11 protein-coding genes are annotated in these 11,552 nt (G+C 65.4%); all 11 read left to right on the top strand.

Going from position 1 to position 11,552, the window contains the following annotated elements; all coding sequences use genetic code 11:
* Window positions 1–264: 264 nt before the first annotated feature.
* The 11 genes from ybgC (at window position 265) to ACN2XU_RS20705 (ending at window position 11,410) form a co-directional block, all read left to right on the top strand.
* The gene (ybgC, locus tag ACN2XU_RS20755; protein WP_419412263.1) at window positions 265–657 is read left to right on the top strand and encodes a tol-pal system-associated acyl-CoA thioesterase; all 393 of its coding nucleotides are present in this window, start codon (window positions 265–267) and stop codon (window positions 655–657) included.
* Between the two features lie 630 nt (window positions 658–1,287).
* A complete protein-coding gene (gene tolQ, locus ACN2XU_RS20750; protein ID WP_419412262.1) occupies window positions 1,288–1,983 on the top strand; it encodes a protein TolQ in 696 nt (231 codons plus the stop codon).
* 3 nt (window positions 1,984–1,986) lie between these two features.
* The gene (gene tolR / locus ACN2XU_RS20745) at window positions 1,987–2,469 is read left to right on the top strand and encodes a protein TolR (RefSeq protein ID WP_419412261.1); all 483 of its coding nucleotides are present in this window, start codon (window positions 1,987–1,989) and stop codon (window positions 2,467–2,469) included.
* 9 nt (window positions 2,470–2,478) lie between these two features.
* On the top strand, window positions 2,479–3,597 hold the full coding sequence (tolA, locus tag ACN2XU_RS20740) for a cell envelope integrity protein TolA (protein WP_419412260.1): 1,119 nt from the start codon (window positions 2,479–2,481) through the stop codon (window positions 3,595–3,597).
* 145 nt (window positions 3,598–3,742) lie between these two features.
* On the top strand, window positions 3,743–5,050 hold the full coding sequence (gene tolB, locus ACN2XU_RS20735; protein ID WP_419412298.1) for a Tol-Pal system beta propeller repeat protein TolB: 1,308 nt from the start codon (window positions 3,743–3,745) through the stop codon (window positions 5,048–5,050).
* Window positions 5,051–5,126: 76 nt separating this feature from the next.
* Window positions 5,127–5,651: a peptidoglycan-associated lipoprotein Pal gene (gene pal / locus ACN2XU_RS20730; RefSeq protein ID WP_419412259.1), complete on the top strand. Its 525-nt coding sequence runs from the start codon at window positions 5,127–5,129 to the stop codon at window positions 5,649–5,651.
* 1 nt (window position 5,652) lies between these two features.
* Entirely contained in the window at window positions 5,653–6,480 is an 828-nt protein-coding gene (gene ybgF / locus ACN2XU_RS20725; RefSeq protein WP_419412258.1) for a tol-pal system protein YbgF, read from the top strand.
* A gap of 7 nt (window positions 6,481–6,487) precedes the next feature.
* Window positions 6,488–7,831 (top strand): tRNA lysidine(34) synthetase TilS, encoded by a 1,344-nt coding sequence (gene tilS, locus ACN2XU_RS20720; protein WP_419412257.1) that lies wholly within the window; start codon window positions 6,488–6,490, stop codon window positions 7,829–7,831.
* Between the two features lie 75 nt (window positions 7,832–7,906).
* Window positions 7,907–9,823: an ATP-dependent zinc metalloprotease FtsH gene (gene ftsH, locus ACN2XU_RS20715; RefSeq protein ID WP_419412256.1), complete on the top strand. Its 1,917-nt coding sequence runs from the start codon at window positions 7,907–7,909 to the stop codon at window positions 9,821–9,823.
* A 173-nt stretch (window positions 9,824–9,996) separates the two neighbouring features.
* Complete coding sequence (locus tag ACN2XU_RS20710; RefSeq protein ID WP_419412255.1) at window positions 9,997–10,788, top strand: methyltransferase domain-containing protein; 792 nt, start codon at window positions 9,997–9,999, stop codon at window positions 10,786–10,788.
* A gap of 28 nt (window positions 10,789–10,816) precedes the next feature.
* The gene (locus ACN2XU_RS20705; RefSeq protein WP_419412254.1) at window positions 10,817–11,410 is read left to right on the top strand and encodes an MOSC domain-containing protein; all 594 of its coding nucleotides are present in this window, start codon (window positions 10,817–10,819) and stop codon (window positions 11,408–11,410) included.
* Window positions 11,411–11,552: the final 142 nt, after the last annotated feature.

Raw genomic sequence — 11,552 nt, 5'->3', positions numbered from 1 at the left:
GCCCGTTTGCGTTTGGTGCGGTCATGCGGCGGTCGGCCAGCGCGATCTGATCGCAGTGTCGGACTGGAGGTCGCCCCGCCCGAGGCCAGGCCGCGCCCGTACTTCCGAATGCGGCGCGGATGGGCGGGCCGGTGGCGCGTGTACGCCCGATGCCGGATCGGGGTCCCGGTGGTCGATGCGGGTTGCGCTGCGCTGGGGCAGAATTCGGTTCACCCGCGTGGCTTGCGCCGCTAGGGTCCGGCCAGAAACCCGGAGACCCTGCCCATGCCGCACCCCCATGTTTTCCCTGTGCGTGTCTTTTATGAGGACACCGATATGGCGGGGATAGTCTATCACGCCAATTACCTGAAGTTCATCGAGCGGGCGCGGTCCGAATGGGTGAAGCAGCAGGGGCTGGATCAGAACGCCATGCGCGAGGAGGGCATCGTGTTTGTTGTGCGGCGCATCGAGTGTGACTATCTTGTGCCCGCGAAGTACGACGATGCGCTGGAGGTGCGGACCACGATCAAGGCCATGACCGGCGTGCGGCTCGTCATGGCGCAAGAGGTCTTGCGCGGTGAGGAGGTGCTCTTCAGGGCCGAGGTGACGGCGGTTTGTGCCACGCTGGACGGGCATCCGGCGCGGCTTCCGGCGGGGCTTCGCAAAAAGGTGCATTGAGCGGTGGACAGGTCCGAGTAGGCTGTGATTGGCAATTGTCGGCAGGGTATGATTGGCGCTGTTGAAGGGTTGGCCTAACCCGAGCATACGCTCGAAGTCTGGGGCTTTGGCGGGTATTTCGAGTGTGTCTTTGACTGGCTGCCCTACCATGATGAGGCTGAGCCGATCTGGCAGGGGGCGTTGAGCGCCTCCGAATTGGCCGCGATGGAGCGGGTTCGGATCATGCTTGCCGCGGCCTGCGATGCGACGCCGCCTGCTATGGACGTGGCGGACTTTATTGCGACGGGTTGGCCCGAGCGCGTGGCCGTCGCGGGGCGGCAAGCCCTCGCGGTCTGCAGAGGGGAAGGCGGCTGACGGCGCTGTTTCGGCCCGAGGGCCGAAAGGCACCCCGCCCGCCGTCCCGGTTTCGGGGGCTCTGCCCCCTGCGCAGCGGGGCTGCGCCTCCCCGAGGGTATTTGTGGACCAAAGACGCCGGGGGCGGTGTGCGATGCGGGGGGCAAGGAACCGCCGACGGCCCCTAATTTGCTGCCGATCACAGCAATATGTTGGCCTTTGCTCTGCAAATCGGGTAAACAGGCGGATAATACGGCTCCAGTCAGAGAGCCGAGAGGCTGAAAGAAGAGCAGGTTCATGGAAACAGAAACGCTTGCGCTCGCGCAGGAGATCGATTTCTCCATGTGGGCGCTGTTTGCGCGCGCAACACTGACCGTCAAGCTGGTGATGCTGGCCTTGATGATCGCATCCATCTGGTCATGGGGCATTATCATCGACAAGCTTATCGCCTATCGCGCGGCGCGGCGGGAGGCGGCGCGGTTTGATCAGGCGTTCTGGTCCGGCGAGCCGCTGGATGAGCTTTATGAGACGCTCGGGCCGGAGCCGAAGGGGCGGGCGGAGCGGATCTTTGCCGCCGGGATGACGGAGTGGCGGCGCTCGCACCGCGAGGATGGGGCGCTGATTGCCAACGCCCAGAGCCGCATCGACCGCAGCATGGACGTGGCCATCCAGAAAGAGGCGGAGGCCTTGCAGAAGGGGCTGCCGGTGCTGGCGACCGTGGGCTCGACCGCGCCGTTCGTCGGTCTGTTCGGGACGGTGTTCGGCATCATGAACGCCTTCATCGAGATTGCGCAGCAGCAGAACACCTCTCTGGTGGTGGTGGCGCCGGGGATCGCGGAGGCGCTTCTGGCCACAGGGCTTGGCCTGATGGCGGCGATTCCGGCGGTGATTTTCTACAACAAGCTGAGCGCGGACAGTGACCGTATTCTCAACGGCTACGAAGCCTTTGCCGACGAGTTTTCGACCATCCTGTCGCGCCAGTTGGACAGCTGAGCCATGGGCGCGGGTGTTGTCAAATCCGGGGGCGGGGGCGGAAGCCGCCGCAGGCGTCGCCGCGCTGGCGGTCGCACCCAGCCGATGTCCGAAATCAACGTCACGCCGTTTGTCGACGTGATGCTGGTGCTGTTGATCATCTTCATGGTGGCGGCCCCCTTGTTGACGGTTGGCGTGCCGGTGGAGTTGCCGAAGACGGCGGCGCAGGCGCTGCCGCAGGAAACAGAAGAACCGCTGACCGTGACGATTGCCGCCGATGGCACGGTGTTGCTACAATCAACGGAAATTGCCCGCGCGGATCTTGTGCCGCGTCTGCGTGCCATTGCTGCGGAGCGCAGTGATGACCGGGTGTATCTGCGCGCCGACGGCGGTGTGCCGTATCAGGACGTCGCCCAGGTCATGGGCGCGCTGAATGCTGGTGGATTCTCGTCCATCGGCCTTGTGACCGACATCGGTGGACCCGCGCTGAACGGGTCGGGACAGTAGGGCGCAGGCGTGACGACGGGTCAGTCCATATCCGCCGGGGCACACGGCCTTGTGCTGTTGTGGCTTTTGGTTGGCGGCGTGTTCGACGCCGATCCTCCGCAGATGGAGGTTGCCGACGTGTCGGTGATCTCCGAGGCGGAGTTCGCGGCGTTGACGCAGCCCGCAGCGCCCGGGTCGGCCGAGCCGGTCCCGGAGCCAGAACCGGTGCCGGAGCCCACGCCCGAACCTGAACCAACACCGCCGGTGCCCGAGCCGGAACCGACGCCGCCGACACCCGCGCCGGAGTCTGTCCCTGCGCCGCAGCCGCAGCCTCCAGAAACGCCGGTCGCACCGGTGCCGCCCGCGCCGGAGCCGACCCCGCCGCCGGTGCTGGCGCCTGACGAATCCTCGCGGCCCGTACCGCGCCCCGCGCCGCGTGTCGCGCCGGAGCCGGTCGCGCCGCCCGAACCGGACACGACCGTGGCCGAGGAGGTGCAGCAAGCGGCCGATCCCGATGCGACATCCCCCGATCAGGTCGAAGATCAGCAGGAAGCCACCGCCCCGGAAGAGGCGGCGACAGAGATTGTGACGGAGGCAGAAGAGCCATCCGGGACTCTGGCCCCGACGGCCAGCATCCGTCCGCAGACACGGCCCGCCGATGCACGGCCCGCGACACCCGCCGAGCCGGAGACCCCGACACAAACGGCGCAGCCCGCGCCGGACCCGGAGCCGGAAACAGCCCCGACGAGCGAGCAGACCGAAGATGCGATTGCCGCGGCTTTGGCAGAGGCGCTGTCGGGTGGGAGCGAGCAGGAGGCCCCGAGTGGTCCGCCGCTTACGCGCGGCGAGCGTGAGGGTCTGCGCTTGGCGGTGCAGCAATGCTGGCTTGTGGATGTGGGCAGCCAAGCGGCGAATGTGACCGTGGTGCTTGGCATGGAACTCGATCGGGATGGCCGCGTTGTGTCGAACAGCCTGCGGATGATTTCGTCCAGCGGCGGCAGCGGTGCGGCGGTTGACACCGCGTTTCAGGCGGCGCGGCGGGCGGTGTTGCGCTGTCAGAAGGACGGCTATGACCTGCCGGCGGAGAAATACGAGCAATGGCGCGAAATCGAGATGACCTTCAACCCGGCGGACATGCGGCTGAGATGAGCGGGACCTTGCGCAAATTCCCCGTGACGCGCCGTGCGACAGGTGTTTTGCAATGAATTTATCGTGCATACGATGGCGCGAACGTCCGAGGACACAAGCGGACCCCGAGGAGGGACAGAACATGATGGTGCGGATTGCCAGTCTGATGATCGCGGCGCTTGCGATGGTGGCTCTCGGACATTCGAGTGTCGCGGCGCAGGATGGCCCGCTGAGGATCGAGATCACCGAAGGGGTGGTCGAGCCGATGCCTTACGCGGTGCCGAGCTTTGTCGCCGAGACCCCGGACGCCGGGCAATATGTGGAGGATATCAGCCGCGTGGTGGCTGATGATCTGACCGGTACAGGCCTGTTCCGCGAGATCCCGCGCGAGGCGCATATCTCGACCGTCGCGAGCTTTGGCGCGCCGGTGCCGTTCGCCGATTGGAAGGCGATCAATGCACAGGCGTTGATCACCGGGGCTGTGAGCCTTGATGGGACGGGCCGGGTCATCGTGAAATTTCGCGTCTGGGACGTGTTTGCCGGGACCGAGCTGGGGCAGGGTATGCAGTTCACCGCCACAACCGACGGCTGGCGCCGCCTTGCGCACAAGGTGGCCGATCAGGTCTATTCGCGTCTGACCGGCGAGAGTCCGTATTTCGACAGCCGCGTGGTGTTCGTGTCTGAAACAGGCCCCAAGAACGCCCGGGCAAAGCGTCTTGCCATCATGGATTACGATGGCGCGAACGTGCAGTATCTGACAGGATCGGACGCCATCGTGCTGGCGCCGCGTTTCTCGCCCGGCGGCGAGCGGGTGCTGTACACCAGCTATGCCACGGGCAGCCCGCGCATTCACGTGTTGAACGTGGGCGATGTGCAAAGTCGGATATTTCAGGCCGATCAGGGCGTGATGAGCTTTGCGCCGCGGTTTTCGCCGGATGGACAGACCGTAGTCTATTCGCTGACCAACGGGTCCAACACGGATATCTGGGCGATGGATATCGGATCGGGCGCGGTGCGGCAGCTGACCTTTACCCCGGCGATCGAAACCGCGCCGAGCTATTCGCCGGACGGCAGCAAGATCGTGTTCGAGAGCGACCGGAGCGGCACGCAGCAGCTTTATGTGATGCCGGCGCAGGGCGGAGAGGCGACGCGGATCAGCTTTGGCGAGGGCCGGTATGGCACGCCGGTGTGGTCGCCACGCGGCGATCAGATCGCCTTTACCAAGCAGAACGCGGGCCGCTTCCACATCGGAGTGATGCGCACGGATGGCAGCGAAGAACGTCTGCTCACGGCCTCGTTTCTTGACGAAAGCCCGACCTGGGCGCCGAATGGCCGGGTGATCATGTTCGCCCGCGAGACCCAAGGAACCGAAGGTGCCTCGGCGCTCTATTCGGTGGATATTTCCGGGCGCAACCTCAAGCGGGTGCGCACCCCGGCGGGCGGCTCTGATCCGAGCTGGGGCCCGCTGCAATAAGCGTCTATCTTTATACGTCCGGGCGGCTGTGATACCCTCCCGGCAAATCGAAAAGAAAAATGAGCAGGACAGTTAGATGACACATATGACCAAGGCGATTTTGTTGATCGCGGCACTGGCCGTCTCGGCCTGTACCAATGCCAGCCGCTTCGGCGCGGGTGACGGTGCGGCGGGGGCCGGGGCCAATGGCGGCATTACCTCCGATATCATTCCGGGCAGCGCGAACGATCCGACCTCTCCGGCGTATTTCAGCCAGAGCATCGGCGACCGCGTTTTCTTTGCGGTGGACCAGTCGACACTGTCGCCCGAAGCGCAGGCGACCTTGCGCCAGCAGGCGCAATGGTTGATGACCAATTCCGATTACCTTGCAATCATCGAAGGCCACGCCGACGAGCAGGGTACGCGCGAGTACAACATCGCACTGGGCGCGCGCCGGGCGAATGCGGTCATGGAATACCTGACATCCCAGGGTGTTGCCGCGAGCCGCCTGAAGTTCATCTCCTACGGCAAGGAGCGCCCGATCGAGGTTTGCTCGGTCGAGAGCTGCTATGCCAAGAACCGCCGCGCGGTGACGGTGATCTCCATGGGTTCGGGGGTCTGAGATGATCCGCCGCGCTGTCTTTGCCTTTGGTTTGGTGGTGATGGCCGGGGCTGCCCCGGCGCAGCAGAGCGAGACGCTGGCCGACCTGCGACAGGACATTGTCCTGCTGCAGGGCGAGTTGGCGCGGCTCAAGCAGGAGCTGAACACCACTGGCATCGGAACGGTTCAGGTGGGCGGCTCCGTGCTTGACAGGGTCAACGCCATCGAAGCGGAGCTGACCCGGATCACAGCCCGCACAGAGCAGATGCAGAACCGGATCGACACTGTCGTAAGTGATGGCACAAATCGCCTCGGGGATCTTGAATTCCGCGTCTGCGAAGTACAGCCGGAATGCGACATCGGAAATATCGAAGCCACGCGCCCGCTTGGCGGCGAGGCTGTGGCTGCTGCCGCGCCTGCGCCGCGCGAGCCGACGGACAGCCTGCCTGCGCATCAGGGCGAGCTTGCGGTCAGCGAGGAGGCCGATTACCTCGCCGCGCAGAAAGCGCTGGAGCTTGGCGATTACACCGGCGCGGCGCAGCTCTTTGCGAAGTTCCGCGAGATCTATCCCGGCGGGCCGCTGAATGCATCGGCGCTGGTTTCCGAAGGGAAGGCATTTGACGGGCAGGGCGACACGCGCGAAGCGGCGCGGCGCTATCTCGATGCCTACAGTGGCTTTCCCGAGACCCCCGCCGCCCCCGAGGCGCTTTGGCGGCTGGGCGTGTCGCTGGCCAAGCTGGGCAGCACACCCGAAGCCTGCGTGACGCTGAACGAAGTGGGCGGGCGCTATCCGGAGTCGGATTTCGTGCAGAATGCGGCAGAGAGCCGCGCCGAGCTTGGGTGCCAGTGACGGCGGCATGACGCGCGAGGCCCGGTCTCTCGATCAGCAGTTCGCCGACGCCATGGGCGACCTGCTTGGCCCTGATTTCCCTGAAGACATCGCCCTTGCCGTTTCCGGCGGGGGCGACAGCATGGCAATGCTGACGCTGGCCCACAACTGGACGCACCGGTGGGGCGTGCGGCTTTGGGTGGTGACCGTGGATCACGGATTGCGCCCCGAGAGCGCGGCGGAGGCGGAGATGGTCGCAGAGGAGTGCCGGACCCTTGGCCATCCCCATGCCACGCTGCGCTGGGACTGGGACGGGCAGGGCAATGTCATGGACGCAGCCCGGCGCGCCCGCCTTGGCCTTATCGAGCAATGGCGCGGCGGCATTAATCATGTGCTGATGGCCCACACCCGCGACGATATCGCCGAGACGCTGCTCATGCGGCTGGCGCGGGGGTCGGGCGTCGAGGGACTCTCTGCCATGCAGGCGCGGCGCCGGGTTCTGCCCGCCACGACGCCCGGCGTGATCACCGGAGACAGCCCGCCACAACCCGCGACACGGCGCGCCGGTTTCGAGGTGATCCGGCCCTGTCTGAGCATGGGGCGCGAGGCGCTGCGCCATTACCTGCGCACGCTCAAAGGCCGATGGGTCGACGATCCCAGCAACGAGGACCCTCGCTATGACCGCGCCCGCCTGCGCCAGCAGATCGCAGCACTTGGCCTCGATCCGCAGGGGCTGGCCGAGACTGCCAGACGCATGGACCGCGCCCGGGGCGCTTTGCAGGCCCGCGCGGCGCAGGTCTGGGGCGAGATCGGGCGCGAAGATCGCGCCGGGTCTGTCGCAACTGGCGATTTGCTGCTGGATCGCACGGGGTTCGAGGCGATCGAACGGGATACCCAGCTGCGGCTGCTGGCCGGGGCGCTTCAGTATATCGCCACGGCGGACTATCGCCCGAGGGCCGAGCCGTTGGAGGCGCTGCTTGAGCGGTTGCTCGGGGGCGGTGGCGGCACGTTGCATGGCTGTGAAGCGCGCGCCGAGCGCGATGTGATCCGGGTGTTTCGCGAATTCAGGGCCGTGGCCCAGGTCACGCAGAGCGTCGGGGAGGCGGGTCTTTGGGATGGCCGATGGCATGTTCTTGGCGACGCTTCGCACGGCAAGACCATCCGCGCCCTTGGCGAGAACGGCTGGCAGCAACTCAAACAGCGGCCCGACGGCGCGCCGCCCTATCATGCCGCGCGCTCGTTGCCGTCGATCTGGGACGGCGACAGGCTGCTGGCTTGCGATGCGCTGGGTTTTGGCCCCGGCACCACGACACGGCTCTGGCCCATGGGCAAAGAGCTGTTCAGCGTAGAAGCTTTCCTTCTTTCGCATTGAACCGCCCGGCGGGATGTCTATGTTACACGGAAGCGCCGCACGACGGCGTCTTTACGTATTCAAAGGAGTTTTCCCTTGGGCAACGCTCGCAATATCGCCTTCTGGGTCGTCCTGTTCCTGTTGATCCTGGCGCTGTTCAACCTGTTCTCGGGCGGCGGATCGACGCTGCAGAGCCGCGAGGCCAGTTACTCCGAATTCGTCCGCGCCGTGGACGACAATTCGGTGAGCAACGTGGTCATCGACGGCGAGCAGGTCCGCTTCCGGACGAATGACGGTCAGGACTTCGTGGCCATCAAGCCCGAGGACGCTGAAGTTACCAAGCTCCTGATCGACAAGGACATTCCAGTCCGTGCCGAGCAGCAGGAGCAGTCTGGTTTCCAGTCCTTCCTGCTTTCCCTGCTGCCGTTCCTGCTGCTGATCGGGGTGTGGATCTACTTCATGAACCGCATGCAGGGCGGCGGCAAAGGCGGTGCCATGGGCTTTGGCAAATCCAAGGCCAAGCTGCTGACCGAAAAGCATGGCCGCGTCACGTTCGATGACGTGGCAGGCATCGACGAAGCCAAGGAAGAGCTCGAAGAGATCGTGGAATTCCTGCGCAATCCGCAGAAATTCAGCCGTCTGGGGGGCAAGATTCCCAAGGGCGCGCTTCTGGTTGGTCCTCCGGGCACCGGTAAGACGCTGCTGGCGCGCGCGATCGCGGGCGAGGCGGGCGTGCCTTTCTTCACCATCTCCGGCTCTGACTTTGTTGAAATGTTCGTGGGTGTCGGCGCATCCCGTGTCCGCGACATGTTCGAGCAGGCCAAAAAGAACGCGCCCTGTATCGTCTTTATCGACGAAATCGACGCGGTGGGCCGCGCCCGTGGTCAAGGCTATGGCGGTGGCAACGACGAGCGTGAACAGACGCTCAACCAGCTGCTGGTCGAGATGGACGGTTTCGAGGCCAACGAGGGTGTGATCATCGTCGCCGCGACCAACCGTCGCGATGTTCTGGACCCGGCGCTGCTGCGTCCCGGCCGGTTTGACCGTCAGGTCACCGTTCCGAACCCGGACATCAAGGGCCGCGAGAAGATCCTCGCGGTGCACGCCCGCAAGACGCCGCTTGGCCCCGATGTGGATCTGCGGATCATCGCACGCGGCACGCCCGGCTTCTCCGGCGCGGACCTTGCCAACCTTGTGAACGAGGCGGCTCTGATGGCGGCGCGTGTGGGGCGGCGGTTCGTGACGATGGAAGACTTCGAACAGGCCAAGGACAAGGTCATGATGGGCGCGGAGCGTCGCAGCATGGTTCTGACAGACGACCAGAAGGAGAAGACCGCCTACCACGAAGCCGGCCACGCGGTTGTTGGCCTGACGCTGCCGCAGTGCGATCCTGTCTACAAGGCGACGATCATCCCGCGCGGCGGTGCGCTTGGCATGGTGGTCTCGCTGCCCGAGATCGACCGTCTCAACTGGCACAAATCCGAGTGTGAGGAAAAGCTGGCCATGACCATGGCGGGCAAGGCGGCGGAGATCATCAAGTATGGCGCGCCGAATGTGTCAAACGGTCCGGCGGGCGACATCCAGCAGGCGTCCGGACTGGCGCGGGCGATGGTCCTGCGGTGGGGCATGTCGGATAAAGTCGGCAATATCGACTATTCCGAAGCGCATGAGGGCTACTCGGGCAACACTGCCGGTCTGTCGGTTTCGGCGCACACCAAGGAACTGATCGAGGACGAAGTCAAAAACTTCATCCAGGACGCCTACGATCGCGCTTTCCAGATCCTGACGGAACGCAAGGACGATTGGGAGCGGCTGGCGCAGGGCCTTCTGGAGTATGAGACGCTGACCGGCGAGGAAATTGTTCGCGTGATGCGCGGTGATCCGCCGACTTCGAAGGACGACGACGATGGCACCAGTGCCGCCGAAGAGACGCCCAGCGTGACGGCCATTCCCAAGACCAAACCCAAGGCAAAGCCGAAGGGTGGCGGGATGGAGCCGGAACCCTCGGCCTGATGTGAACGCACCCCGGCGGCCGCTCTTCGGAGCGGCCGTTTTGCGTCCCAGGGGGCAGATCGCCGGAGGCGAGCAGCGGCGGCTGGGGCGTTTGGGCGCGCGTGCTTTTCCTGTTGCGGACCCGGCGCATGGGCTATGACAGAAGAACACCCCACAGCGACCGGAAAGATCCGATGACCCAAAACGACTGGAACCCCGCGCTATACGCGCAATTCGCCGGTCTACGGCTGCGTCCTGCGCTGGATCTTCTGGCGCGGGTGCCGGCGCCGCCGGAGGCGACGGTCGCTTATGATCTCGGCTGCGGCAATGGTGCGGCGGGTCCGGTGCTGCGGTCGCGGATGGGCACCGGACGGCTGATCGGGATCGACATGTCGCCCGCCATGTTGGAACAGGCGCAGCAGAGCGGTGCGTATGATGCGCTGATCCGGGGCGATGTGAACGATTGGACGCCGGTGCCCGAAGCGCCCGCCGGTCTGATCTTTTCCAACGCGGCGCTGCATTGGCTGAAGGACCATCACAGCCTGATGCCGCGTCTTGCGGCGGCGCTGGCTCCGGGCGGCACACTGGCCGTGCAGGTGCCGCATCAGAACCGGGCGCCGTCGCATCGCATGTGGCTGAGTATAGCCGACGAGCTGTTCCCCGGCATTGTCGACCATGACGCGCTGCCGGGCGTGTTGCTGCCTGCGGAATACCATCGCCTGCTGAGCCCGCTGGGGCAGTTCGATCTTTGGGAAACAGAGTATTACCAGCCGCTGGCTCCCGGCACCGAGGGGCACCCGGTGCGGCGGTTCTCCGAGAGCACCTTTGCCAGGCCGATCCTCTCGGCACTGTCGGCACCGCAGCAAAGACAGTTGATCAGCGCCTATGAAGAGGTGGTCGCCAAGGCCTATCCGGCGGGAGAGGACGGCAGCGTGCTCTTCCCGTTCCGGCGGATGTTCTTTACCCTGACCCGCGCGGCGGGGTGAAACCCCGCCCTACAGCATGGAGCGCATGATGCCTGCCCTGATACCCACAGACTACACCGCCGAGATCGTCTGGCTTGGCGTTGTCACGAGCACGGACCGCCAGGAACTGATGTCGGAGGTGCGCGACACGCTTGACCTGCGCTTTGACGGGATCGCGGGATCGGTGCATGGCGGGCTGACGCGGGCCTCCTGCAGCCGGGTGAAATCGCAATATCCGAAGGGCACGGACATTCGCAACGAACGCCAGCTGAGCATCGTCTCGGAAGAGGAACTGGGGATCATCGCGCAGGCCATGGGCGTAGAGGCCTCGGCGCTGGATCCGGCGCGGCTCGGGGCGAGCATGGTGATCCGGGGCATCCACGATTTCAGCCATGTGCCGCCGTCCTCGCGGCTGCAGGCGCCCTCCGGTGCGACGGTCGCGATCGACATGCTCAACCAACCTTGCCAGTTTCCGGCGAAAAGCCTGCGCCATGTGCTGGGGGATCCGGCCAAGGGCTTCAAATCTGCAGCAGAGGGCCACCGGGGCGTGACCGCCTGGGTCGCGCGCGAGGGGCGCGTGGCCGTTGGCGACACGCTGACGCTTCACATCCCCGGCCAGCGCCACTGGCACCCGCACGCATGAGACGAGCGCCGCCCCACAATTGACGCAGGTGGTATCGCCGCCTGTCGCCGTCACGCGCCCGGCGTTTCCGATGCGCGCCCCTGCGCTCTGGTCCTGATCACGCCGCGCCGCACAATGCGCGCGAAAGGTCGGATTCGCGGCG

Origin of the sequence: Pacificoceanicola niger, from assembly GCF_048553275.1 — a bacterium.
Classification (GTDB): Bacteria; Pseudomonadota; Alphaproteobacteria; order Rhodobacterales; family Rhodobacteraceae; genus Pacificoceanicola.
The sequence above is the reverse complement of the archived record's forward strand: the minus strand, read 5'-3'. Positions and strand labels throughout refer to the sequence as shown.

Coding starts and splice junctions, on each gene's coding strand:
- tolR (WP_419412261.1), top strand. CDS start 1,987: ATGGGCGCGGGTGTTGTCAAATCCGGGGGCGGGGGCGGAAGCCGCCGC.
- ybgC (WP_419412263.1), top strand. CDS start 265: ATGCCGCACCCCCATGTTTTCCCTGTGCGTGTCTTTTATGAGGACACC.
- tolQ (WP_419412262.1), top strand. CDS start 1,288: ATGGAAACAGAAACGCTTGCGCTCGCGCAGGAGATCGATTTCTCCATG.
- pal (WP_419412259.1), top strand. CDS start 5,127: ATGACACATATGACCAAGGCGATTTTGTTGATCGCGGCACTGGCCGTC.
- tilS (WP_419412257.1), top strand. CDS start 6,488: ATGACGCGCGAGGCCCGGTCTCTCGATCAGCAGTTCGCCGACGCCATG.
- tolB (WP_419412298.1), top strand. CDS start 3,743: ATGATCGCGGCGCTTGCGATGGTGGCTCTCGGACATTCGAGTGTCGCG.
- ACN2XU_RS20705 (WP_419412254.1), top strand. CDS start 10,817: ATGCCTGCCCTGATACCCACAGACTACACCGCCGAGATCGTCTGGCTT.
- ybgF (WP_419412258.1), top strand. CDS start 5,653: ATGATCCGCCGCGCTGTCTTTGCCTTTGGTTTGGTGGTGATGGCCGGG.
- ACN2XU_RS20710 (WP_419412255.1), top strand. CDS start 9,997: ATGACCCAAAACGACTGGAACCCCGCGCTATACGCGCAATTCGCCGGT.